Annotated in this window: 20 protein-coding genes; 3 read left to right on the forward strand and 17 right to left on the reverse strand. The window is 68.5% G+C overall.

Annotated elements, in window-relative coordinates; translation table 11 throughout:
* Positions 1-89: 89 nt before the first annotated feature.
* The 14 genes from purF to leuC form a co-directional block, all read right to left on the reverse strand.
* On the reverse strand, positions 90-1,619 hold the full coding sequence (gene purF, locus DOM67_RS03615; RefSeq protein ID WP_110674303.1) for an amidophosphoribosyltransferase: 1,530 nt from the start codon (positions 1,617-1,619) through the stop codon (positions 90-92).
* Positions 1,620-1,647: 28 nt separating this feature from the next.
* Complete coding sequence (locus DOM67_RS03620) at positions 1,648-2,259, reverse strand: CvpA family protein (RefSeq protein ID WP_110674304.1); 612 nt, start codon at positions 2,257-2,259, stop codon at positions 1,648-1,650.
* Positions 2,259-2,969: an SPOR domain-containing protein gene (locus DOM67_RS03625; RefSeq protein WP_110674305.1), complete on the reverse strand. Its 711-nt coding sequence runs from the start codon at positions 2,967-2,969 to the stop codon at positions 2,259-2,261. Before DOM67_RS03625 ends, DOM67_RS03620 begins: the two co-directional genes overlap by 1 nt.
* Before the next feature lie 85 nt (positions 2,970-3,054).
* Positions 3,055-4,326, reverse strand: a complete 1,272-nt coding sequence (locus tag DOM67_RS03630) for a folylpolyglutamate synthase/dihydrofolate synthase family protein (RefSeq protein WP_110674306.1) — start codon at positions 4,324-4,326, stop codon at positions 3,055-3,057.
* A gap of 1 nt (position 4,327) precedes the next feature.
* A complete protein-coding gene (gene accD, locus DOM67_RS03635; RefSeq protein WP_110674307.1) occupies positions 4,328-5,257 on the reverse strand; it encodes an acetyl-CoA carboxylase, carboxyltransferase subunit beta in 930 nt (309 codons plus the stop codon).
* 106 nt (positions 5,258-5,363) lie between these two features.
* Entirely contained in the window at positions 5,364-6,191 is an 828-nt protein-coding gene (trpA, locus tag DOM67_RS03640) for a tryptophan synthase subunit alpha (protein WP_110674308.1), read from the reverse strand.
* A 14-nt stretch (positions 6,192-6,205) separates the two neighbouring features.
* Positions 6,206-7,477 (reverse strand): tryptophan synthase subunit beta, encoded by a 1,272-nt coding sequence (gene trpB / locus DOM67_RS03645; RefSeq protein WP_110674309.1) that lies wholly within the window; start codon positions 7,475-7,477, stop codon positions 6,206-6,208.
* Entirely contained in the window at positions 7,431-8,096 is a 666-nt protein-coding gene (locus DOM67_RS03650; protein ID WP_110674310.1) for a phosphoribosylanthranilate isomerase, read from the reverse strand. Before DOM67_RS03650 ends, trpB begins: the two co-directional genes overlap by 47 nt.
* A 60-nt stretch (positions 8,097-8,156) precedes the next feature.
* On the reverse strand, positions 8,157-9,125 hold the full coding sequence (gene truA, locus DOM67_RS03655; RefSeq protein WP_110674311.1) for a tRNA pseudouridine(38-40) synthase TruA: 969 nt from the start codon (positions 9,123-9,125) through the stop codon (positions 8,157-8,159).
* A 23-nt stretch (positions 9,126-9,148) separates the two neighbouring features.
* The gene (locus DOM67_RS03660) at positions 9,149-11,986 is read right to left on the reverse strand and encodes a FimV/HubP family polar landmark protein (RefSeq protein WP_198651716.1); all 2,838 of its coding nucleotides are present in this window, start codon (positions 11,984-11,986) and stop codon (positions 9,149-9,151) included.
* Positions 11,987-12,257: 271 nt separating this feature from the next.
* Positions 12,258-13,373 (reverse strand): aspartate-semialdehyde dehydrogenase, encoded by a 1,116-nt coding sequence (gene asd / locus DOM67_RS03665; protein ID WP_110674313.1) that lies wholly within the window; start codon positions 13,371-13,373, stop codon positions 12,258-12,260.
* Between the two features lie 204 nt (positions 13,374-13,577).
* The gene (leuB, locus tag DOM67_RS03670; RefSeq protein WP_110674314.1) at positions 13,578-14,657 is read right to left on the reverse strand and encodes a 3-isopropylmalate dehydrogenase; all 1,080 of its coding nucleotides are present in this window, start codon (positions 14,655-14,657) and stop codon (positions 13,578-13,580) included.
* Between the two features lie 54 nt (positions 14,658-14,711).
* Complete coding sequence (gene leuD / locus DOM67_RS03675) at positions 14,712-15,356, reverse strand: 3-isopropylmalate dehydratase small subunit (RefSeq protein WP_110674315.1); 645 nt, start codon at positions 15,354-15,356, stop codon at positions 14,712-14,714.
* A gap of 31 nt (positions 15,357-15,387) precedes the next feature.
* Positions 15,388-16,848, reverse strand: a complete 1,461-nt coding sequence (gene leuC, locus DOM67_RS03680; protein ID WP_110674316.1) for a 3-isopropylmalate dehydratase large subunit — start codon at positions 16,846-16,848, stop codon at positions 15,388-15,390.
* Between the two features lie 200 nt (positions 16,849-17,048).
* Between leuC and DOM67_RS03685 the strand changes: the two genes are divergently transcribed.
* Positions 17,049-17,948, forward strand: coding sequence for a LysR family transcriptional regulator (locus DOM67_RS03685; RefSeq protein WP_110674317.1), 900 nt, complete (start codon positions 17,049-17,051; stop codon positions 17,946-17,948).
* A gap of 48 nt (positions 17,949-17,996) precedes the next feature.
* Positions 17,997-19,613 carry a hypothetical protein gene (locus tag DOM67_RS03690; protein WP_110674318.1) on the forward strand — a complete coding sequence of 539 codons (1,617 nt, stop codon included), beginning with the start codon at positions 17,997-17,999 and terminating at the stop codon, positions 19,611-19,613.
* Between the two features lie 25 nt (positions 19,614-19,638).
* Here DOM67_RS03690 and aroC read toward each other — a convergent pair whose 3' ends face one another.
* Both aroC and prmB read right to left on the reverse strand, forming a co-directional pair.
* Positions 19,639-20,730 carry a chorismate synthase gene (aroC, locus tag DOM67_RS03695; protein WP_110674319.1) on the reverse strand — a complete coding sequence of 364 codons (1,092 nt, stop codon included), beginning with the start codon at positions 20,728-20,730 and terminating at the stop codon, positions 19,639-19,641.
* A 38-nt stretch (positions 20,731-20,768) separates the two neighbouring features.
* The gene (gene prmB / locus DOM67_RS03700; protein WP_110674320.1) at positions 20,769-21,716 is read right to left on the reverse strand and encodes a 50S ribosomal protein L3 N(5)-glutamine methyltransferase; all 948 of its coding nucleotides are present in this window, start codon (positions 21,714-21,716) and stop codon (positions 20,769-20,771) included.
* A gap of 189 nt (positions 21,717-21,905) precedes the next feature.
* Here prmB and DOM67_RS03705 point away from each other — a divergent pair, with 189 nt between their 5' ends.
* The gene (locus tag DOM67_RS03705; RefSeq protein WP_110674321.1) at positions 21,906-22,502 is read left to right on the forward strand and encodes a Smr/MutS family protein; all 597 of its coding nucleotides are present in this window, start codon (positions 21,906-21,908) and stop codon (positions 22,500-22,502) included.
* Between the two features lie 64 nt (positions 22,503-22,566).
* On the opposite strand, the gene DOM67_RS03710 is transcribed toward DOM67_RS03705, so the two are convergent.
* Positions 22,567-23,640, reverse strand: coding sequence for a patatin-like phospholipase family protein (locus DOM67_RS03710; RefSeq protein WP_110674322.1), 1,074 nt, complete (start codon positions 23,638-23,640; stop codon positions 22,567-22,569).
* Positions 23,641-23,670 lie beyond the last annotated feature (30 nt).

Consider the following 23,670-nt stretch of genomic DNA (forward strand, 5'->3'; position numbering starts at 1 on the left):
GCGCCCCGGTCTTTCCTTCGCTCGCTGACTTTTCGTACAAAGCCCAAGTCCAGACTGAGGCGGCCCCGCCGGCGGCGGGGCGCACCGGCTCAGTCGTCTGAGCTGTCGTTGTGCAGGTCGACCACGGCATTGACCCGCTCGCGCCCCTCTTTGGCCGCATCGCTGCGAGCGGCCTCGAGCGCGGCGAGATAGGCTTCGTCGATGTCGCCGGTGACGTAGCTGCCATCGAACACCGAGCAGTCGAAGTCGTCGAGGGCCGGATTGACCTCGCGGCAGGCCGCCTTGAGATCCTCCAGGTCCTGATAGATCAAACGGTCGGCGCCGATCAGCTCACCCACCTCGGCGTCGCTGCGGCCATGGGCGATCAATTCGGATGCCACCGGCATGTCGATGCCGTAGACGTTGGGGTAACGCACGGCGGGGGCAGCAGAGGCGAAGTAGACCTTGTTGGCGCCGGCGTCCCGGGCCATCTGGATGATCTGCTTGCAGGTGGTGCCGCGCACGATCGAGTCGTCCACCAGCAGCACGTTCTTGCCGGCAAACTCGCTGCCGATAGCGTTGAGCTTCTGACGCACCGACTTCTTGCGCTGGGTCTGCCCCGGCATGATGAAGGTACGGCCGATGTAGTGGTTCTTCATGAACCCTTCACGGAAGGTCACCCCGATGTGCTGCGCCAGCTCCAGCGCCGTGGTGCGCGAAGTGTCGGGGATCGGGATCACCACGTCGATGTCGTGCTCCGGCCATTCGCGCTGGATGCGGTCGCCGAGCTTGCGCCCCATCTGCATGCGGGTGCCGTAGACGTAGGCACCGTCGAGCTTGGAGTCGGGACGCGCCAGGTAGACGTGCTCGAAGATGCACGAGGTCAGGCTGGGGCGATCGGCGCACTGCTGGGTGTGCACGTTCTTGTGCATGTCGACGAAGATCGCCTCGCCCGGGGCCAGATCGCGCACCAGTTCGAAGCCACTGACATCGAGCGCCACCGACTCGGAGGCGATCATCACCTCCTGCCCCGGGCGTCCCTCGGCATCGACGCCCTCGCGGGTGCCGTAGACCACCGGGCGGATACCGTGGGGGTCGCGGAAGGCGACCAGCCCGAAGCCGCTGATGATGGCGACCGCGGCGTAGCCGCCGCGGCAGCGCCGATGCACCCGGCGCACCGCGTCGAAGATGTCCTCGGGGGTGAGGTAGAGCCCCTGCTTGCCCAGCTCGTGGGCAAACACGTTGAGCAGGACCTCCGAGTCGGAGCTGGTGTTGATATGGCGCAGATCGGAGGAGAACAGCTCCTGCTTGAGCTGGTCGGAATTGGTCAGGTTACCGTTGTGCGCCAGCGTGATTCCGTAGGGCGAGTTGACGTAGAACGGCTGCGACTCCGCCTCGCTCGCCGACCCCGCAGTGGGATAGCGCACGTGGCCGATCCCCAGGTTGCCCTGGAGACGCTTCATGTGGCGGGTGTGGAAGACATCCCGCACCAGCCCGTTGTTCTTGCGCAGCAGAAACCGACCGTCATCCCAGGTCATCATGCCGGCGGCGTCCTGTCCGCGGTGTTGTAAAACCGTCAGCGCGTCATAGATCGACTGATTGACCGCTTCATTGGCCATGAGGCCCACGATACCGCACATGCCGCCTTACCTCGCTTGATTGCGCCCCTCAGGGCGCCGGTTGCGCGGCCGCTGCGCCACCCGGGGGTGGCGCGGCACGGCCGCTCTGCTCGACTGTCGAAGTCGTCGTACCCGGCAGCGTCAACGGCAGACGCCGCATGGCGTCCTCCGCCTGCGATGCGTCCACGTTCCAGTCCTCGAGCTGGACCACCGCCCAGGCCCGCAGCGACTCGAAGGCGGGACGCAGCTGCGCCTGCTGCCAGGCGCTCAACTGGGCCAGGGGCGTCAGCCCGATCACCACCGTGGCGATCACCAGGATCGCCGCCCCCCGGGCCAGGCCGAAGCAGGCGCCGGCGACCCGGTTGAAAAACCCCATGCCGACCCACTCGATCGCCGCGTTGAGCAGCCGGATGACGAAGCCGCACACCATCACCACGACGAAGATCACCAGAACGAAGCCGAGCACCAGGCGTGCGTCCGGGTGTGAGATGTAGGGCTCGAGCATTTCGCCCAACGGCTGGGCGAAGACCCGCGCCGCGAGCAGCGCGACGATCCACGCCCCCAGGCCCAGCGCCTCGCGTACCAGGCCGCGCATGAAACCTGCCAGCATCGAGATCGTCAAGACCAGCAGGAAGGCGTAGTCGAGCCAGGTGAGAGTCATCAGCTACCCGGTTTGCGAATCAAGAGTCCCGACAGGTTGGCGGACTGCTTGAGTTCGGCACGCGCCTTCTCGCCCGCCTCCGAGGAAGCGAAAGGCCCGACATAGACCGAGGTCAGGTTGTTGTCCCGCGGCTGCGAATAAGCAGCGAAACCTTGGTTCTTGAGCTTGGCCGCGAGCCGCGTGGCGTTGTCCTTCTGGCCGAAGCTGCCGACCTGCACCACCCAGCCGCCATCTTTGCTGGCCGCGGTACGCGTGGGGGTGCTGGGCGCCGGCTCGGGCTTGGCCGGGGCTGCCTGAGACGCCGTCGCCTGGCGCTTGGCCGGCTGGCTGGTATCCGACTGGGCCAGTTCGGCGATCGGGTCGGTGCGTGGCTGGGTCGCCTGGGAGTTGCCGCTCTTCTCCTCGCTGGTGCTCCCAGCTCCTTGGCCGAAGCTCTCGCCACCACCGCCCAGCTGGGCCGAGGTATCGGGCTCGGGCACTGCGCTGGTGTTGCCGCCACTGTCGCGCTGGGCCACCGAGGCCGGCGGCTGCGGCGCTTCGATGATGCGCTGGCGCGCCTCGCCCCCGCCTACCGGCTGCTCGATCACCATCACCGGCTCCGGCCCCTGCTGACGCGGCTCGGGGTCGTCGAACAGCATCGGCACGAAGATCGCCCCCAGGGCCACCAGAATGACCGCACCACTGATCCGTTCACGCCATCCGTACTTCATAAGACCTCCTCAAGCGGGCCTGTTCGAACCCCGGTCATCCATTGGCCGGGGCGATGAAAAATGCCGATTCGATGCATCGCACCTGTCAGACGGCCGCCGCCGTCAGCGCCTCGAGCGCCCCGGCGACGGTCAGAAAGGAGCCGCACACCAGCACCTCCTCGTCGGCACCGAGCCGCTCGCGCAGCCACGCCACGCCGGCCGCCGGCGAGTCGCAGCTGGCCAGCAGCGACGCCCCGGCGGCCTCGATCGATTCGCCCAGCGCAGCCGCCGAACGCCCGCGGGGGCCGTCGAGCCCCACCGCCACCCAGGCGTCGACCGCCGGGCCCAGCGCGGCGATCAGCGCCCCGGCGTCCTTGTCGCCGAGCACGCCGAGCAGGCCGATGCGCCGCGTGGGTCGCGGGCGGGCCGCCAGCCGCTCGGCCACGTAGGCCGCCGCATGGGGGTTGTGGGCCACGTCCAGACACCAGTTGTCCAGCCACTGCAGGCGCCCGGGCAGCGCCACCGTGGCGAGGGCCTCGCGCACCGCCTCGAGTCGCGGGGTGATGCCCAGCAGCGTCAATACCTGCAGCGCCACCGCGGCATTGTCCAGCGGCAGGCCCGGATCGGGCAAGCTATCGAGTTCATAGCGCGCCCCCTGGGCGTCGCTGCCCTGCCATTGCCAACTGCCGCCCTGGTCCTGGGGCGCGAACGCCTGTCCCAGCCAGTAGGCCGGCGCTGCCAGCGCGTCGAGACGGGCCGAGACACTGGCGGGCAACTGGCGGCTGCCGAGCACCGCCGGACGCGCCGGGCGCAGGATGCCCGCCTTCTCGAAGCCGATGCCGTCGAGATCGTCGCCGAGGAAGTCGGCATGGTCATGGGCGATGGTGGTGATCACCGCGATATCGGGGTCGATCACATTGACCGCATCGAGGCGCCCACCCAGCCCGACCTCCAGAATCGCCAGCTGTGGCTGGCGCTCGGCGATCGCCCACAGCGCCGCCAGGGTGCCCGCCTCGAAGTAGGTGAGACTTACCGCCTCACCCGCCAGGCGCGCCGCCTCGACCCGCTCGAAGCCTTCGACCAGCAGCGCATCCTCCGCCGGCTGGCCGTCGAGGCGCAGGCGCTCGTTGTAGCGCAGCAGATGGGGAGAGGTATAGCAGGCGGTGGAGAGGCCGTGGCACGCGGCCAGGCGCTCGAGCAGCGCCACCGTCGAGCCCTTGCCGTTGGTGCCGGCCACGGTGACCACCTGCCCCGCCAGCGGCCGCTCACTCAGCCCCAGGCGGGTCGCCACCGTGGCGACCCGCTCGAGGCCGAGCTCGATGGCGACGGGATGCTGGCGCTCGAGTCGCGCCAGCCACGCATCCAGCGCCGCGGACATCTCAGCGCGACGCCTGGGAAGCGTCGGCCTCGTCCGGCAGCGGCGAGAAGTCCGCCTCGGCTTCGTCAGCGAGTGACGGCTGATGGGTGAGGATACGCAGCACATTGCCCAGCCGCGTCCGCAGCTCGGGACGCGCGACGATCATGTCGACGGTGCCGTGCTCGAGCAGGAACTCGCTGCGCTGGAACCCTTCCGGCAGTTTCTCGCGCACGGTCTGCTCGATCACCCGCGGGCCGGCGAAGCCGATCAGCGCGTTGGGTTCGGCGACATTGAGATCGCCGAGCATCGCCAGCGATGCCGAGACGCCACCGAACACCGGATCGGTCAGCACCGAGATGTAGGGCACCCCGGCCTGCTTGAGCTTCTCCAGCGCGGCGGAGGTCTTGGCCATCTGCATCAGCGAGAACAGCGCCTCCTGCATGCGCGCGCCGCCGGAGGCGGCGAAGCACACCAGCGGGATCTCCTGCTCCAGCGCGAGGCTCGCCGCGCGCACGAACTTCTCGCCGACGATCGCGCCCATCGAACCGCCCATGAACGAGAATTCGAACGCCACCGCGACCACCGGCAGACCGTCGAGGGTGCCGCGCATGGCGATCAGGGCGTCGTTCTCGTCGGTCGCCTTCTGCGCCGCCGAGAGGCGATCCTTGTACTTCTTCGAATCGCGGAACTTGAGCCGATCGCTCGGCTGCAGGTCGGCAGCAATCTCCTCGCGCCCTTCGGCGTCGAGGAACCAGTTGAGCCGCTTGCGTGCCGTGAGTCGCAGGTGGTGCTGGCACTTGGGGCAGACGTTCTGGTGTTTCTCCAGCTCGGGGAGATAGAGCACCGAATCGCAACTCGGGCACTTGCGCCACAGGCCGTCGGGCACGCTGGCGCGGCGGTCGTTACGCTGGGTGCGGCTCATCGACGGGACGATCTTGTCTAGCCAGCTCATGTCGGGAGAGATTCCATCAGTTTAAGGAAACGGGTCCGCGCCGGCGGTCAGCCACATGCCGGCGCGACACGGAAAGCGCAGATGATACCAGAATGCCCCGCGCGGCTCAGGCGCGCGCATCTCGGTCCAGCGCCGTGCGCATCTCGCCGAGGATCTCGCGCAGCGCCTGCGGGATCGTCTCGGGGGCATCGGCGCGCTCGGCGATACGCCCCACCAGGGCGCTGCCGACGATGACGCCGTCGGCGACACGGCCGATGGCCGCCGCCGTGGCGCCATCACGGATGCCGAAGCCGACGCACAGCGGCAGCTCGGTGAGCGCACGCAGGCTCGCCAACTGCGACCCCACGGCTTCGGCATCGAGGGTCGCCGCGCCGGTGACGCCCTTGAGCGAGACGTAGTAGAGATAGCCCTGGCCGTGGTGACAGATCGTCGTCGCGCGCTGCTCGGAGGTGGTCGGCGCGAGCAGGAAGATCGACTGCAGACCGTGGTCGGCGAACAGCGCCGCGTTCTCGCCCATCTCCTCCGGCGGCATGTCGACCGCGAGCACGCCATCGACGCCGGCATCCCGGGCCTGGCGGGCGAAGGCAGCATAGCCCATGCGCTCGATCGGGTTGAGGTAGCCCATCAGCACCACCGGGGTCTCGGCATCGCGCTCGCGGAACGCCGCCACCATCTCCAGCACGTGGCTCAGCCGGGTGCCGTGGAGGAGCGCGCGCTCGCACGCCTTCTGGATCACCGGGCCGTCGGCCATCGGGTCGGAGAACGGTACGCCCAGCTCGATCACGTCGGCCCCCGCCTCGACGCAGGCGTGCATGAAGTCGACGGTGTGGGCCGGGGCCGGATCACCGGCGGTGATGTAGGGAATCAGCGCCTTGCGCCCCGCTGCCTTGAGCGCGGCGAAGCGCCGGTCGATACGATTCGCGTGTTGGTTCATGTCGGTCCCCGCCGTCAGAATTCGATGCCGTCGATCTTGGCCACGGTATGGATGTCCTTGTCGCCACGCCCGGACAGGTTGACCACGATGTGCTTGTCCCGCGGCAGGCTGGCCGCCAGCTTCTTGGCATGGGCCAGTGCGTGGGCGGACTCCAACGCCGGCATGATGCCCTCGACCCGGGTCAGCTCGCGGAAGGCGGCAAGCACCTCGTGGTCGTCGGCGGCCACGTACTCGACCCGCCCGACATCCTTCCACAGCGCGTGCTCCGGGCCCACGCCAGGGTAGTCCAGGCCCGCCGAGACCGAGTGGGTATCGGCGATCTGGCCGCCCTCGTCGGACATCAGATAGGTGCGGTTGCCGTGGAGCACGCCACGCGGCGCGTTGGCGGTCAGCGGCGCGGCATGACGGCCGGTAGCCAAGCCATCGCCGCCGGCTTCGACGCCGTACATCGCCACCTCGTCATCCTCGACGAAGGGATAGAACAGGCCCATGGCGTTGGAGCCACCGCCGACGCAGGCGACCAGCGCATCCGGCAAGCGCCCGATCTGCTCCAGCGACTGGCGCCGCGCTTCGCGGCCGGCCACGGCATTGAAGTCGCGCACCAGCATCGGATAGGGGTGCGGCCCGGCCACGGTACCGATGATGTAGAAGGTATTGTCGACGTTGGTGACCCAGTCACGCAGCGCCTCGTTCATGGCGTCCTTGAGGGTGCGCGAGCCCGACTCCACCGGCACCACCTTGGCCCCGAGCAGACGCATGCGATAGACGTTGAGCTTCTGACGCTCGACGTCCTCGGCGCCCATGTAGACCTCGCACTCGAGCCCCAGACGCGCGGCCACCGTGGCGGTGGCGACACCATGCTGGCCGGCGCCGGTCTCGGCGATCACTCTCGGCTTGCCCGAGCGCTTGGCCAGCAGCGCCTGGCCTATGGTGTTGTTCACCTTGTGCGCGCCGGTGTGGTTGAGATCCTCGCGCTTGAGCCAGATCTGGGCACCGCCGATCTCCCGCGACCAGCGCTCGGCATGGTAGAGCGGCGACGGCCGGCCCACGTAGTGGGTCAGGTCACGATCGAATTCGGCCTGGAAATCGGGATCGTGCTTGAGGCTCGCGTAGATCTTGTCGAGCTCTTCCAGCGCGAAGCTCAGCGTCTCGGAGACGAAACGCCCTCCGTAAGGGCCGAAGTGGCCGCTCGCATCGGGCAGTTGCGTCAGGTCAAAGAATCGGCTCACGAGTGGACCCTCATGGTGTCGCTGCGTGGATGGTGGTGGCGCCGGCGGCGCGGACATGATGGCAGAAGGCGCGCAGGCGCGCGGGATCCTTGATGCCATGGCGCAGCGCGCCGTCGTCCGCACGGGCCTCGACACCACCGGAGACGTCGACCGCATAGGGCGCGACGCGGGCGATGGCGGTGGCGACGTTGTCTGGCGTCAGACCACCGGCAAGAATAACAGGTTTGCCCAGGTCACCGGGAATGCGCGACCAGTCGAAGGTCTCGCCGGTGCCACCCGGGACGCCGGGGCGGTAGGCATCGAGCAGCAGCGCGCCGGCGCCGGCGTAGCGCCGGACGGCCTGCTCAAGGTCGAGGCCGTCACGCATGCGCAGCGCCTTGATCCAGGGTTTGGCAAAGCGCGCGCAGAACTCGGGCGACTCATCGCCATGGAACTGCAGCAGGTCGAGATAGGGCAGCGCCGCCTCGACGCTGGCCGCATCGGCATCGACGAACAGCCCCACCCGGGTGACGAAGGGAGCCACCTCGGCGCTGAGCGCGGCCAGCCTTGCCGGTTCGATCGCCCGGCCACTGCCCGGCCACAGCACGAACCCCAGGGCGTCGGCGCCGCACGCCACCGCCGCGTGGATATCCTCGCGCCGGGTCATGCCGCAGATCTTGATTCTCACCTGGCTCATGGGGTCATCTCTCCTGGCGCCCCGGACAGGGCGTCTCTACCGCCGGTCGCGCCGCTGATGTCACGGTGCGGATTCGGCCGCGCGGGCGTCGGGGTGGGTATCGACCACGTTGCCATCGGCGTCGATCCATTTCGGCCATACCCGCCGCCGGCGCATCAAGGGGGTATCGGGAATCAGGTCACGGTCGCCGGTCCAGTCGCCGCGGAACGCCAGCATCTGCGGGCCCAGCGGCTCTTCGGGCAGGGCGAAGCGCTCGTCGAAACGCACGTCGACGAAGTGCAGCCCGCAGGCCGGCGCGGTGACGTTACCCAGGGTCCGATCCTTGAGCGCCAGCAGCTCGGCAGGATAGGACTCCGACTTGTCGCCGCGCCCCACCGCCACCAGCACCCCGGCAATGTTGCGGATCATATGGTGCAGGAAGGCGTTGGCCTGCACGTCGATCACCACCAGGGTCCCGTAACGGCACACCTCGATGGCGTGCAGATGGCGGATCGGGGTCTTCGACTGGCAACCCGCCGCGCGGTAGCTGGAGAAGTCGTGCTCCCCCACCAGCACCTGGGCGGCACGATGCATGCGCTCGGCGTCCAGTGGCTCGCGGCACCAGGTGGCATGATGGCGCTCCATCACCGGGCGCGTCGGCTGATTGAGGATGACATAGCGATAGCGCCGGGCCAGCGCCGAGAAGCGGGCGTGGAAATCGTCGTTCACCGGTACCAGCCAGCGCACCGCGATATCCCGCGGCAGGGTCGCGTTGGCACCGAACAGCCACGCCTTCTGGGTGCGCGCCGCGGGCGCATCGAAGTGCACGATCTGGCGCGCGGCATGAACGCCGCTGTCGGTACGACCGCTGCACAGCACCTTGACCGGAGCCGCGGCGATACGTGACAACGCAGCCTCCAGGGTGCCCTGGACCGACTCGGCGTGGCTCAGGCGCTGCCAGCCGCAGTAGCGGGTACCGTCATACTCCACGCCGAGGGCCAGGCGGCCACTCAGCGTCTGGGTATCGTCCTGCCGGGTAAAAAACGCCATCGAAACCTGCAACGCGGGGAAACTTAGGGCCGACCATTATCCCGATGCGGCGGCTCGAATTCCACCTCCTCGACCTCCCAGCCGACGGGAATCCCACGCTGCAGCGAGGTGTCCCCCGGGGAGACGGGATGCTGAGGCGACGCGTTTCCAGATGAGGTGTGTCCAGGCGAGGTATTTCCCGGAGACGCATTTTCAGACGACGTGTTTGCGGCAGCCGTGCTTCCCGATGCGCTGCTTGGCGCAGACGCGCTGTCCGGAGAGGCCAAACCCACGCTCCGGTGAGGCGTCTCGGCGGACACCGGCTCGCCCATCGGGCGCCAGGTGCGCGCATCGAGGTCGAGCGGCGGCATCTCGATCTCGGACGAAGCGTCGCTCAGCGGCGCCGTGGGCGACGGTGTCGCGTCATCGAGCTCCAGCGTCGGCGGCTGGTAGTCGATACGCAGCGCCTGCGGCGCCGGATCATCGGGAAAGGCCAGCGGCGCGGCGGTCGCGTCGTCGCGCTCCCAGGGTCGCGCGCGGCGCTCTTGCGGGGGCTCGGCGGCGGCTGCCTCGCCCTGCTGCGTCCCGGCTTCCGATTTTTCTCCCGCTTCCAATTTTTCTTCCGCTTCCGATCCACGCGCATGCGCACCAGACGACCGATGCTCGTCAGGTCCGGCCTCATCCCGGTGCGCCGTGGCTGACGGACCCGCACCCAACGTCTCCGGGGCCACATCGAATGCATGAGGCAAGGGTTCGAGCGCCAGCGTCGGCGCGGCATCGGGCGGTGTCTCGGTGTCCTCTACCTCGGCGCCGTCGATGGTGTGCGGCGCCGTGGCATCCCCAGTGGACACCGACTCGGCTGAAGGCGTCTTTTCAGGCGCTGGCGTCGTGTCGGAGCAGGATGGCGCTGCGGACGAGGACGAAGTGTCAGGCAGCGGTGACTGGGGCAAGGGCGCCGCCTCGCCACCCAGCGCGGCATCGAACAGCGCATCCACATCCTCGACCCGCGCCAGAGAGAGCGCCCCCTCGTCCTCCGCCAGCAGAGTCGCCGCGGCGGTGTCGGCTGCCGCGGCCTCTGCGTGATCGGTGGCAACGGCCCAGCTCTCATCGACATAGCGGGCGCGGTAGTCAGCGACCAGGGCTTCCGCGGTGCGCCGTTGTTCGCGGCTGGCACTGTCGTCGAACCCGGCCAGCACCTGCTCCATGGCCTCGATCTCGCGCAGCTCACCCAGGGCTCGGATCAGGCTCAGCCGATGGCGCGGATCTTCCTCCAGCCGCGGTTCGAGCCAGTCACGGGCGGCAGCATAACGGCCATAAGCGATATAGATATCGGCCTGACTGATCGCCGCGGCCCCCATCTCGACCTCAGCAGGGTCGCGCCGCGCGCCGCGGCGTTTCACACCTCTCTTCAGACACTTCAAGAGCCCCCTCGGCGCCCGGCGGCGGGGCTTGCGCGGGGCCTGGTCCGGCGCACCGGGGCGGCCGTCACTCGACTCGTCATGGACAGTAATCTGGGCCTGCTCCCGGTAACGGCGACGTTGCCGCAGCAGGGCCCAGAGCAGGCCGAGCAGCGCCAGGGCGCCGAGCAGCGGCGACCAGGACACGGCACGCTGCCATAGGGACAGCGCAGCAGCGCTGCCGTTTTTCGCGGCGGATACCTTGGGCGTGGAGGACGCCGATTTGGGCAGCGGCGTGGGCTTGTCCAGCGGCGTCGCCTGCGCCGTCGACGAGGCCGCGGCCGCCGTGGAGGCAGCTGGCGTGGTATCGCCAGCCGACGTCACGGGGCCGGCGGGTGTCGATCCAGAAGCCGCAATCCCATCACCCGCGGCCGATGAATCGGCGGTCGCCGAGGTCGAGCCAGTCGAAATCGATGAAGTCGTAGGCGAGGAAGTCGAGGCGGCGCCGGGCGGCGCCGATGCCCCCAGGGCCGCCACCACGGCGGACTCGCTTACACCGCCGCTCGGGTCGGAGGCCGACACGTCGCCCTTGTCGACCGGCGTTGCGCCTGCGGCGAGCGCCGCGCGCAGCCGCTCACGCTGGTCCTCGAGCTCGGCAATGGTCGCCTGCTGACGCTGGATCTGCTGCGTCAGGGCTGCCACCTGCCGCGCCAGCGTCGCGCTGTCCGCCGCCCCCGACACCGAGGCAGATGACACCTGCCCCGCGCGCCCACGTGCGGCTGCCCCCTCGACATCGGCGCCATTGGCGGCGTTGCGCAATGTTCGCAGTGCAGCCGGGGCCTGATCGGCCAGCGCCGCGACCGTAGCCACCGGCGGCACCTCCAGACGCACGCCGGCGCGCAGCCGATCGATATTGCCGGCCACGAAGGCACTGCGATTGGCGCGATAGAGCGCCAGCATGGCCGCCGCCAGGGAGACCCCCTGGTGCGGCGGCAACGATGCCGCCAGAGTCGAGAGCGTGGAACCGGGGGCGACCGTGAGCGCCTGCGGCCAGCCGGCAGCGGCAGTCGGATACGCAGAGGTCGAGACGGATGAGGGCGAAGCGGCAGTGGCCGCCGAGTGCGGCGTCGAGTCGGCGGCTGCCAGCAGCGGCTGCGTCGCAGCGTAATCGGGCGGATCGAAAAGCAGCGAGACCTCACGCTGCCACTGCCCCTGAGGCCAGCTTATCTTCAGCAGCAGATCGAGAAAGGGTTCACGCACACGCCGGTCGCTGTCGAGCACGATGGCGAGCCCACCGCGGCGCTTCTCGACTCGCGCGGTGATGCCATCGCCAAGGGCATCCGGCGTCAGTCCGGCACGCCGGTAGGCCGCCGCGTCGGCCAGCGTCACCGAGACCTGCGCAGGCTCCAGCCTGGCGCTCTCGGTCAGCGGCAGCACCACATGCAGCGGCCGGTTGAGCGGTGACACCGTCAGCGGCTCACCCACCCCCAGCGCCTGGACCCGAGTAGCCAGCAGCAGCCCGCAACCGCCGATGAAGAGCGTGACCCATGACCGCATGCTGTCCCCAACTGCGCGATGTATTCGCAAGCATGATCGGCCGTTACGACACAATCTTTAACATCAGGTTACAGAAAGCGCCATGAACTCGCGCGCCGGAGAGGCATGCGCCTCCACGCAAGAACCCCGCCGGCGCAGGCGCGGGCGGGGTTCTTGGGCCACGCGGCTGACGCGCGGCAGTCAGTGTCAGCGTGTGACCTCAGGCGTGTTCGCGCACGATCCGCAGCATGCGCTTGAGCGGCTCGGCGGCCCCCCACAGCAGCTGGTCACCGACGCTGAAGGCGGTCAGATATTCGCCGCCCATGGCGAGCTTGCGCAGCCGCCCCACCGGGATGCTCAGGGTGCCGCTGATCGCCGCCGGCGTGAGCTGCTCGATCGTCTGATCCTTGTCATTGGGCACGACCTTGACCCACTCGTTGTGCTTGGCCAGACGTTCCTCGATCTCGTCGAGCGGCACGTCCTGGCGCAACTTGATGGTGAACGCCTGGCTGTGCGAGCGCATGGCGCCGATACGCACACAGAGGCCGTCGATCGGGATCGGCTGGCTGCCGGTGGCGAGGATCTTGTTGGTCTCCACGCCGCCCTTCCACTCCTCCTTGCTCTGCCCGTTCTCCATCGCCTTGTCGATCCACGGCAACAGGCTGCCGGCGAGCGGCGCCCCGAAGTTGTCGGTGGGGAAAGCGCTGCTGCGCAGGGTCGCGGTGACCTCGCGGTCGATGTCCAGAATCGCGCTGGAGGGAGTCGCCAGCTCCTGGGCCACAGCACCGTTGAGCGCCCCCATCTGGGCCAGCAGCTCGCGCATGTGCTTGGCGCCGGAGCCGGAAGCCGCCTGATAGGTCATGGAGGTCATCCACTCGACCATATTGGCCTCGAACAGCCCGCCCAGGCCCATCAGCATCAGGCTGACGGTGCAGTTGCCACCGACGAAGGTGCGGGTACCCTTGGCCAGCTGGGCGTCGACCACGTGACGGTTGACCGGATCGAGCACGATGACCGAATCGTCGGCCATGCGCAGGGTGCTGGCGGCGTCGATCCAGTAGCCCTTCCAGCCCGCTTCGCGTAGTGGCTGGTAGACGGCGGTGGTGTAGTCACCCCCCTGGCAGGTCACGATCACGTCCATCGCCTTGAGTTCGGCGATATCGTTGGCGTCCTTGAGTGCCGGCACGTCCATGCCGATGTCCGGCCCCGGCTGCCCGGTCTGGGAGGTGGAGAAGAATACCGGCTCGAGACCGGCGAAATCGTTGTCATCCAGCATGCGCTGCATCAGCACAGAACCGACCATACCGCGCCAACCGACGAATCCGACTTTCAACATAGATTGGTTACCCCGAAGGTGGAGGAAGCCACAGCCGACCAAGGCGGTTATCTCCCGGCCGGCACGGCTCCGCTTCCATGAACGTCTGCCGTGACGCGCGCGTCACGGCCCCCTCAAAAGCGTGTCAGTCTAGCAGCCCGCCGAGGCCGGCGCCGATCTCCTGCCGGGCGCGTGACACTCGCTCATCGGCGGACGGCTGGCGCCTCAGACGTCGGCGAACGCTGCCACGACGGCATCGCCCATCTCCGCGGTGGAGACCTGGCGGGTGCCGGGATAGGCGATGTCCGCCGTGCGCAGACCGGCATCCAGCACCTGTCCCACGGCGCGTTCGATGCGCTCGGCCAGCGCGCTCTCGCCGAGCGAGTAACGCAGCATCATCGCCACCGACAGAATGGTCGCCAGCGGATTGGCCAGCCCTTGACCGGCGATATCCGGCGCACTGCCGTGACACGGCTCGTACATACCCTGCTGGCGCTCGTTGAGCGACGCCGAGGGCAGCATGCCGATGGAGCCGGTGAGCATCGCCGCCGCGTCGGAGAGAATGTCGCCGAACATGTTGCCGGTGACCACCACGTCGAACTGCTTGGGCGCGCGCACCAGTTGCATGGCGGCATTGTCGACGTACATGTGCGACAGCTCGACGTCGGGATACTCGGGCGCCAGCCGGTTCATCACCTCGCGCCAGAGTATGGTGACCTCGAGCACGTTGGCCTTGTCCACCGAGCAGAGCTTGCCACCGCGCTTCTGCGCCATCTCGAAGGCGACCCGGCCGATGCGCTCGATCTCCGACTCCGAATAGACGTAGGTGTTGTAGCCCACGCGCTCGCCGTCACGCGTCTCGATGCCCCGCGGCTGGCCGAAGTAGATCCCCCCGGTCAGCTCGCGCACGATCATGATGTCGAGCCCGGAAACCACTTCCGGCTTCAGCGTCGAGGCCTCGGCGAGCTGCGGGTAGAGCAGCGCCGGACGCAGGTTGGCGAACAGGTTGAGGTGCTTGCGCAGCCCCAGCAGGCCCTTCTCGGGGCGCTTGGTGAGATCCTCCAGCGTATCCCACTTGGGGCCACCCACCGCGCCCAGCAGAATGGCGTCGGCGGCCTTGGCCTTGGCCAGGGTCGACTCAGGCAGCGGATGCCCTTCGGCGTCGTAACCCGCGCCACCGACCAGCCCCTCTTCGAGCTCGGCGTCGAGCCCGGCGGCGCGGCAGGCGTCGAGCACCTTGACCGCTTCGGCGGTGATTTCCGGCCCGATACCGTCACCGGGCAATACCAGAATCTTCTTGCTCATGCGTAATCCTTGAAAACCCGCCTGGAGAGCGGTGTCGATACGGGTATCAGCGACTCAAACGTCGCGGAACAGCCACGGCTGCGCCTGGCGATGACGGCGTTCGAAGTCGCTGATCGCCCCCGACTGCGCAAGCGTCAGGCCGATGTCGTCGAGCCCTTCCAGCAGGCAGTGCTTGCGGAACGGGTCGACCTCGAAGGCGATCGTCTCGCCGCTCGGCGTGGTCAGCTGCTGGCGCTCGAGGTCGACGTCGAGACGGTAGCCTTCGGTCGCCTCGGTCTCCTGGAACAGGCGCTCGACGGTCTCCTCGTCGAGGGGGATCAGCAGAATGCCGTTCTTGAACGAGTTGTTGTAGAAGATATCGGCAAAGCTGGGCGCGATCACCACGCGGAAGCCGAAGTCATCCAGGGCCCAGGGCGCGTGCTCACGCGAGCTGCCACAGCCGAAGTTGCGCCGCGCCAGCAGCACCTGGGCGCCGTGGTAGCGCGGCTGGTTGAGGACGAAATCGGGGTTGAGCGGACGGCTGGAGGCGTCCTGGCCCGGGTAACCCTCGTCGAGATAGCGCAGCTCGTCGAACAGATTGGGGCCGAAGCCGGTGCGCTTGATCGATTTCAGGAACTGCTTGGGAATGATCAGGTCGGTGTCGACATTGGCCCGATCGAGCGGCGCGACCAATCCCTGCAGGTGTTCGAATTTCTTCATCGTCGTCACTCCTCGTGAAGGGGGCCGGGGCTCAGGCGCTGAGCGCGTCGTCACGATCCCGCGCGCTGCCCGGGTCGTAGTCGCGCACGTCGACGAAGTGCCCTTCGATGGCGGCGGCGGCGGCCATCGCCGGACTCACCAGATGGGTGCGCCCGCCGTAGCCCTGGCGCCCCTCGAAGTTGCGGTTCGAGGTCGAGGCGCAGCGCTCGCCAGCGCCCAGTTTGTCGGCATTCATCGCCAGACACATGGAGCAGCCCGGCTCGCGCCACTCGAAGCCGGCCTCGACGAAGATCTTGTCGAGCCCTTCGGCCTCGGCCAGACGCTTCACCAGACCGGAGCCCGGCACCACCATGGCGAGCTGGATATTGTCGGCGACCTTGCGCCCCTGGGCCACCTTGGCCGCTTCGCGCAGGTCTTCGATCCGCGAATTGGTGCAGGAGCCGATGAACACCTTGTCGAGGCGGATATCGGTGATCTTCTGCCCCGCCTCGAGCCCCATGTACTCGAGCGCGCGCTGCATACCGCGCGCCACCGTCTCGTCGTCGGCGGTGGCCGGGTCGGGCACCGCGGCGGAGACATTGACCACCATCTCGGGACTGGTGCCCCAGGTCACCTGGGGCTCGATGGCCGCGGCGTCGAGTTCGACCACCTTGTCGAAGTGGGCGTCGTCGTCGGAGACCAGTTCACGCCACGCCTCGACCGCCGCCGGCCACTGCTCGGCACTGGGGGCGAAGGGGCGGCCGCGCAGGTACTCGATGGTGTGGTCGTCGACCGCCACCAGACCGACCCGGGCACCGGCCTCGATCGCCATGTTGCAGATGGTCATGCGACCTTCCATCGACAGCTCGCGAATCGCACTCCCGGCGAACTCGATGGCGTAGCCGGTACCGCCGGCGGTGCCGATACGGCCGATGATCGCCAGCACGATATCCTTGGCGGTGACGCCGAGACCCAGCTGGCCCTCGACGCGCACCTGCATGTTCTTCATCTTCTGCGCGATCAGGCACTGGGTGGCGAGCACGTGCTCGACCTCGGAGGTGCCGATACCGTGGGAGAGCGCGGCGAAGGCGCCGTGGGTGGCGGTGTGCGAGTCGCCGCAGACCACGGTCATGCCGGGCAGCGTGGCGCCCTGCTCCGGCCCCACCACATGGACGATGCCCTGACGCTCGTCATTGATGCGAAACTCCTCGATATCGAAGCTCTCGCAGTTGGCGTCGAGGGTCTCGACCTGGATGCGCGAGACGTCATCGACGATGCCCGCGTTGCCGGCACTGCGCTCCTTGATCGTGGTCGGCACGTTGTGGTCCGGCGTGGCCAGGTTGGCATCGCGGCGCCACGGCTTGCGCCCGGCCAGACGCAGCCCCTCGAACGCCTGCGGCGAGGTGACTTCGTGCAGCAGATGACGGTCGATGTAGATCAACGCCGAGCCGTCATCGCGGCTGGTCACCAGATGCTGCGCCCACAGCTTGTCGTAGAGCGTTTGGCCTGCCATGTCTCGATCTCCTCCGTCGCCCGTCTCGACGCGGTTGCGCGACGCTGTCGGTATGCCGCGAGGGGCCCGGCCACGGGCCTCTCGAGCTTGGGAGAGCCAAGATACGCCCGGGGCATGCATAAAAGCAATTCATCTTGATTATGCTTTGGATTCCACACCAGAATAGATGAATTCATCAGCCCCGCCGCGAGGGCCACACCATGGACACCCAGAGCCTGCAGGCCTTCATCGCCGTTGCCGATACCGCCTCCTTCTCGCTGGCCGGCGAGCGCCTGCACCTGACACAGCCGGCGATCAGCAAGCGCATCGCCGCGCTCGAGGCGCAGACAGACGCCAAGCTGTTCGACCGCATCAACCGCCGCGTCAGCCTCACCGAGGCCGGCCGCCTGCTGCTGCCCCAGGCGCGCCGGATCCTGCAACTTGTAGAGGAGAGCCGACGCCAGCTGCACGACCTCAGCGGGCAGGTCGCCGGCAGTCTGACGCTGGCCACCAGCCACCATGTCGGCCTGCACCGCCTGCCCCCGGTGCTCAAGGCCTACACCCGGCGCTACCCCGGGGTCGATCTCGATCTGCGCTTCCTCGACTCCGAACAGGCCTATCAGGGAGTCGTCTCGGGGGCGATCGAACTGGCCGTGGTGACCCTGGCACCACGCCCCAACCCGCAGGTGGAGTCGGTGCCGGTATGGACCGACCACCTGCGCTTCGTCGCGGCCCCCGAGCACCCGCTGGCCGGCGCCAGTCGCATCTCGCTCGGCGAGCTGGCCCGCCATCCGGCGGTGCTCCCCGGCCCGCTCACCTTCACCCGCGACATCGTGGTCGACGCCTTCTCCCGCAGCGGCCTCACGATCGGCGTGGCACTCTCCACAAACTATCTGGAGACCCTCAAGATGATGGCCGGCATCGGCCTGGGCTGGAGCGTGCTGCCGGAGAGCATGATCGACGACGAGGTGACGGTCCTGGCCGTCGAGCACCCGCCCCTGCTGCGCCGCCTGGGCTATCTGGTGCATCGCGAACGCACCCTCTCCAATGCCGGCCGCGCAATGCTCGCCCAGCTCGAGTCGATGCGCGCCGACCTCGTCGAGACGCCGGATCGTGCCTAGGCTAGAGCGAGCCACCCCAGGCAGAGCGAGACACGAGGAGCACACGACATGGCCTCGCCAGCGTCATCCGCGCCCCAAAAGGGCGCGACCGAGCCAGAACAGGAAAGCCGTGGTGACAACGCCAGCGAGCGCGAACCCAGCCGCCCAGCGCAGCGCCTGGGCCTGATCCCCGCCCCGGAGCTGCCCGAACGCATCGCCGCCGGGCTCGCCGAGGAGCTGCCGATACTGCTCTCGCGCCACACCGACGACCGCCACGCCTGGCGGGTCGAGTGCGTCACCGACCCGCTGATCGGTGCCGACGGCACCGGTGCCGAACTCATTCAGCAGGCCGCCCGCCTCAAACGCGAGCACGGCTGGGACTACGTGCTGTGCATCACCGATCTGCCGCTGTTCCGCGACGGCCGTCTGACCGTGGCCGAGGCCAGCGAGGCGTGCGGTGTGGCGGTGATCTCGCAGCCGGCACTGGGCGCCTCGCCGCTGCACGACCGGCTGCGCGAAGCCACGCTGCACCTGATCAACGAGATGCACCACGGCAGCGACCCCGACGACCGCGAGCGCCAGCAGGCGCATGTCGACCGCAGCCGCCGGACGCGCCGCGCCCACGGTATCCGCAACGGCAGCGCACGCCAGTTGATGGGCTCGCGTCTCGCCGAGTGGCTGACGCCGATCCGCCGGATCACGCCGGACGACCGCCAGGAACACGAGGGCGATGAGGAGAGCGGCGAGGAAAGTGAGGGAAAACGTCGCGAGGAGATCGAGACGAGGTGTCAGGCAGCGTCCGCTGAGACGTGCGATACGGCGCCTGAGGCGTCAGATGCCAGCCACCCTGCCGGCGATGGTGACGACAGCCGCGGTGACGACGACAGCGACAGCCAGAGCGGCGAGCGTCAGCCGGTGGTCGATGTGCGCTTCGTCTCCGCCGCCCCTGTGCGCGCCCATCTACGCCTGCTGGCGGGGATGGTGCGCGCCAACCGACCGTGGACCATTCTGCCCGCCTTCCGGCGTATCGTCGCGGTGGCCTTCGCCACCGGCGCCTACGGTCTGATCTTCCCCACCCTGTGGCGCCTCAGCGCGGCCTACGAGGTCTATCGCTTCGTGCTGCTGATGATCGCCGCGATCGCCGCCATGGTGATCTGGCTGATTCTCGATCATGGCTTGTGGGAGCCGCAGCGCTATACCGGCTCGCCGCGCCTGACCCGGCTCTACAATCTGACCACGCTGATGACCCTGCTGTTGGGGGTGGGCTGCTACTACGCCATTCTCTTCGCGCTGTTTCTGGTGGCGGTGATCCTGTTCGTCCCCGCCAGTCTGCTCGAAGCCACGGTGGAGTCCTCCACCGGCTGGTGGAACTTCCCCGCCCTGGCGTGGCTGGCGACCTCGGTGGCGACCGTGGCCGGCGCCCTGGGCTCGAGCCTGGAGAGCGACGAGACCATCCGCGGCGCCACCTACGGCTACCGCCAGCAGCTCCGCCAGCGCAAGGTCAAGGAGCGCCAGCAGCAGGCGCGTGAGGAGCGCCAAGACGGCGCCAACAAGGGCGGCGCAGAGACACGCGGCACGGACAAGGGAAGTGACAACGGAAATGGTGGGAATAAAGACTACGAGAGTGGCGGTGACGCAGCCGAGGGTGGCAAGGCAGGCCGTGGCGGGCCCCCTGGCGACGAATGATCGCCGCCAGGGTTGAAGCCGGCGTCTAGCGCTGGCCCAGGCGCGGGGTCTCTACCCGCACATCGGCATTCTGGCCGCGGTGGCGCAACCAGTGATCCATCAGCGTCAAGGCCATCATCGCCTCGGCGATCGGCGTGGCGCGGATTCCCACGCAGGGATCGTGACGCCCCTTGGTGATCACCTCCACCGGCGCCCCATGGACATCGATCGAATGCCCGGGCTGGGTGATGCTGGAGGTCGGCTTGAGCGCCAGATGCGCCACCAGCGGCTGGCCAGTGGAGATACCGCCGAGCACGCCGCCGGCGTGATTGGAGAGGAACCCTTCCGGGGTCAGCTCGTCGCGATGTTCGCTGCCGCGGCTGGCGACCACACCGAAACCGTCACCGATCTCGACCCCCTTGACCGCATTGATGCCCATCAGGGCATGGGCCAGGTCGGCGTCCAGGCGATCGAAGACCGGCTCGCCCAACCCCACCGGCACGCCCTCGGCAATCACCGTGATCTTGGCGCCGACGCTGTCCTGATCGCGACGCAGTTGATCCATGTAGGCCTCGAGCTCGGGCAGCTTGTCCGGATCGGGGCAGAAGAACGGGTTGTCGTCGATCCCGTCCCAGCTTTTGAAATCGATCTCGATGGGGCCGAGCTGGCTCATGTAGCCGCGCACGCGCACGCCCTGCTGCGCCAGCCAGGCCTTGGCGATGGCCCCGGCGGCGACGCGCATCGCGGTCTCACGCGCGCTGGAACGGCCACCGCCGCGGTAGTCGCGAATGCCGTACTTGTGGTGATAGGTGTAGTCGGCATGCGCGGGGCGGAACTGCTCCTTGATCTTGGAGTAGTCCTTGGAGCGCTGGTCGGTGTTCTCGATCGCCAGCCCGATCGGGGTGCCGGTGGTGCGCCCCTCGAACACCCCGGAGAGGATCTTCACCTGGTCCGGTTCGCGGCGCTGGGTGGTATGGCGCGACGAGCCCGGGCGCCGACGGTCGAGATCGCGCTGCAGATCCGCCTCGCTGAGCGCGAGCCCCGGCGGGCAGCCATCGACGATGGCGCCCAGCGCCGGGCCGTGACTCTCACCGAAGGTGGTGACGGTGAACAGTTTGCCGAAGGTGTTGCCGGACATGCGGGTTCCTCGGAGAAAAGGGAGCGAAAGCGAAGCGGTCAGGCGGCGGCGAACCGAGCCGCATGGGCGTCGAGAGTCTCGGCGTCGAGCACGAAGACGCCCTCGCCGCCGCGCTCGAAGTCGAGCCACAGGAACGGCACCTCGGGGAAGGCGGCCTCGAGATGGCGCTGGGAGTTGCCGACCTCGACCACCAGGATGCCGTCGTCGCTGAGATAGCCACGCGCCTCGCGCAGGATGCGGCGCACGATATCGAGCCCGTCGCTACCCGCGCCCAGCGCCAGGTCGGGCTCGTGGCGGTACTCTGCCGGCATCGCCGCCAGGTCACGGCTGTCGACATACGGCGGGTTGCTGACGATCAGGTCGTAGGTCTGCCCGGCGACGCCGTCGAACAGGTCGGAGGCCACCGCACGCACCCGGCGACCGACGTCGTGACGCACGATATTGGCCTTGGCCACCGCCAGCGCCTCGGGGCTGATATCGACCAGATCCACCACACAGGTGGGCAGGGTCAGCGCGGTGGCGATGCCGATGCAGCCGGAGCCGGTGCACAGGTCGAGCACCCGTGCCGGCGGCGCGGCTTCGAACCAGGGCGCGAAGCCCGCCTCGATCAGCTCGGCGATCGGCGAGCGCGGAATCAGCACACGCTCGTCGACCTCGAACGGATAGCCGGCGAAGAACGCCTCCCCCAGCAGGTAGGGCAGCGGTCGCCGGGTTTCGATGCGCTGCCGCGCCAGGCCCACGATCCGGGAACGCTCGACGCCGAGCAGTCGCGCGTCGAGTATCGCCGGGTCAGCGTCCCACGGCAGGTGCAGCGCCCCGAGCACCAGCGCCACCGCCTCGTCCCAGGCGCTGTCGGTACCGTGGCCGAAATGCAGGCGATGGGCGAGAAATTCACTGGTGGCCCAGCGCAGGCAGTCGCGAACGCTGATCAGCTCGCTGGCGAGGGCGTGATCGGTGAGCGTCAGGGTCGTCGACGGACTGGACATGGGTCGGGCTCGCAAATAGCTGAAAAACGGACGACGATTGTACCCGCAAGGGTCAGCGCTTCACAGCCGGGCATGCTTCCGCGGCGACAATCCTTTACCCTGGCGCCCCCGGAGCGGGTCCGCCAGACGCGGCCCGATGGCACACCCCCGGCCGGCACGAACGAAGGCGGCAAACAGAGGCAGAGCGGCATGACGCAGATTTCGGGCGACGATCCGTCAGGTGGTGACGACACCGATCTCGGCGCCTTTCGTCAGGCGCTGGAGGCGGCCGGCGTGAAACGGCTCAAGCTCAACCGCGCCGATACCGGACGTCGCCGCCAGCACACGCTCAACGCCACGGCGCGCCGCGAGGCCGCCGAGCAGGCGCCACCCCAGGCGCTCTCCTCACTCTCCGACGGCGGCGTCGAGGCGGTCACCCCGCATCAGTCGCTGGCGTTCGCGATCCCCGATCTGCCGCCGCGCACCTTCGCGCAGCTCAAGCGCGGCCGCATCCCCTGGGAAGGCGGGCTCGACCTGCACGGCTACACCCTGGACGAAGCGCGCCTGGAACTCGAATCGTTCATCGACGACGCCGTCGCCAACCGCCTGCGCTGCGTCCTGGTGGTCCACGGCAAGGCCCGCGGCACCAGCGCCGGCGGTGGCACCTATCCGGTGATCAAGAGTCACGTCAACACCTGGCTCAGGAACTGGTCGCGAGTGCTCGCCTTCTGCTCCGCCAGCGAGATCGACGGCGGCACCGGCGCGCTCTACGTGCTGCTGCGTACCCGCGGCGGCGAGCCGGAGTGAGTCTCATGGCGTTCACGCCTGACGCTCACGTCTGGACATCATGCCTGGCACTGACGCCTGGCACTCACTCCTGGCGCTTGGGCGACGACAGCGGCAGCGGCATGTCGACCCGGGGTAGCCCGCTGCTGCGCGGATGCCGGCGTGCATCGACCGGCTCGCCGCTGGCCCAGGTGTGATCGCGCTGCGCCTCGTGGCGATCCAGCGCCTGGGCGGCGAGATAGCGGCCGAGTTCGATCAACGCCTCGGCGCGGTGGAACTCGTAGGCACCGCAGACGCTCTTGGGCACCTCGATCAGCACGTCCGGCGGATAGCCGGCGATCTTGTACTTGGCCAGCGCCGCCTGGGTGATATCGAACGACGCCAGCATCATGTCGAGCTTGCTCCAGGCGCGCTCGGTCTGGCTCGACCAGGTGTCGCCGGTGCTCTCCTCCTCATCGCTGAAGGAGGAGATCATGCCCTGGACACGGTTGCGCACGCCCCCCAGCCAGCCACTGAAACTCTTGCCTGCGGCCTCGCGTTCACGCTCGCGTTGCTCCTCCTCGGCGGCACGCTCCGCCGGCAGCAGCGCCTCCAGGCTGATCGGGCGTGGCGTCTGCGCCGTGGCGTTGACCGCGAGCACGATATCCGCGGACACCGATACCGTAGGGATGATCGGCAGCGGGTTGAGCAACCCGCCATCGACCAGCACCTGGCCGTGCTCCTGCACCGGCGTGATGATCCCGGGCACGGCGATGGAGGCTCGGATCGCGCGCAGCAGCGAGCCGCTCTGGAACCACACCTCGCGCTGGCGGGTCAGGTCGGTGGCCACCGCGGTGAACGGCAGCGGCAGCGATTCGATCTGGATATCGCCGACCAGCGCCTTCAGCTTGGTCATCACCTTGCCGGCGCGCATCGCGCCCATCGCGCTCCAGGTGATATCGACCAGCCGCAGCACATCGAAGTAGTCGAGCTGACATACCCAGTCGCGGTAGCCCTCGAGCTGGCCGGCGGCGTGGATGCCGCCGATCAGCGCGCCCATCGAGCAGCCGGAGATCGAGACGATCTCGTAGCCGCGCGCCTCGAGCTCCTCGATCACGCCGATATGGGCGTAGCCGCGGGCACCACCGCTGCCCAGCACCAGTGAAACACGTGGTTTCATCGTCCCCTTCTCCTGCCTGTCGCTTGCACG

The organism is Salinicola sp. RZ23 (assembly GCF_003206675.1).
Lineage (GTDB): Bacteria > Pseudomonadota > Gammaproteobacteria > Pseudomonadales > Halomonadaceae > Salinicola > Salinicola endophyticus.

Coding starts and splice junctions, on each gene's coding strand:
- purF (WP_110674303.1), bottom strand. CDS start 1,619: ATGTGCGGTATCGTGGGCCTCATGGCCAATGAAGCGGTCAATCAGTCG.
- DOM67_RS03620 (WP_110674304.1), bottom strand. CDS start 2,259: ATGACTCTCACCTGGCTCGACTACGCCTTCCTGCTGGTCTTGACGATC.
- DOM67_RS03625 (WP_110674305.1), bottom strand. CDS start 2,969: ATGAAGTACGGATGGCGTGAACGGATCAGTGGTGCGGTCATTCTGGTG.
- DOM67_RS03630 (WP_110674306.1), bottom strand. CDS start 4,326: ATGTCCGCGGCGCTGGATGCGTGGCTGGCGCGACTCGAGCGCCAGCAT.
- accD (WP_110674307.1), bottom strand. CDS start 5,257: ATGAGCTGGCTAGACAAGATCGTCCCGTCGATGAGCCGCACCCAGCGT.
- trpA (WP_110674308.1), bottom strand. CDS start 6,191: ATGAACCAACACGCGAATCGTATCGACCGGCGCTTCGCCGCGCTCAAG.
- trpB (WP_110674309.1), bottom strand. CDS start 7,477: ATGTCCGCGCCGCCGGCGCCACCACCATCCACGCAGCGACACCATGAG.
- DOM67_RS03650 (WP_110674310.1), bottom strand. CDS start 8,096: ATGAGCCAGGTGAGAATCAAGATCTGCGGCATGACCCGGCGCGAGGAT.
- truA (WP_110674311.1), bottom strand. CDS start 9,125: ATGGCGTTTTTTACCCGGCAGGACGATACCCAGACGCTGAGTGGCCGC.
- asd (WP_110674313.1), bottom strand. CDS start 13,373: ATGTTGAAAGTCGGATTCGTCGGTTGGCGCGGTATGGTCGGTTCTGTG.
- leuB (WP_110674314.1), bottom strand. CDS start 14,657: ATGAGCAAGAAGATTCTGGTATTGCCCGGTGACGGTATCGGGCCGGAA.
- leuD (WP_110674315.1), bottom strand. CDS start 15,356: ATGAAGAAATTCGAACACCTGCAGGGATTGGTCGCGCCGCTCGATCGG.
- leuC (WP_110674316.1), bottom strand. CDS start 16,848: ATGGCAGGCCAAACGCTCTACGACAAGCTGTGGGCGCAGCATCTGGTG.
- DOM67_RS03685 (WP_110674317.1), top strand. CDS start 17,049: ATGGACACCCAGAGCCTGCAGGCCTTCATCGCCGTTGCCGATACCGCC.
- DOM67_RS03690 (WP_110674318.1), top strand. CDS start 17,997: ATGGCCTCGCCAGCGTCATCCGCGCCCCAAAAGGGCGCGACCGAGCCA.
- aroC (WP_110674319.1), bottom strand. CDS start 20,730: ATGTCCGGCAACACCTTCGGCAAACTGTTCACCGTCACCACCTTCGGT.
- prmB (WP_110674320.1), bottom strand. CDS start 21,716: ATGTCCAGTCCGTCGACGACCCTGACGCTCACCGATCACGCCCTCGCC.
- DOM67_RS03705 (WP_110674321.1), top strand. CDS start 21,906: ATGACGCAGATTTCGGGCGACGATCCGTCAGGTGGTGACGACACCGAT.
- DOM67_RS03710 (WP_110674322.1), bottom strand. CDS start 23,640: ATGAAACCACGTGTTTCACTGGTGCTGGGCAGCGGTGGTGCCCGCGGC.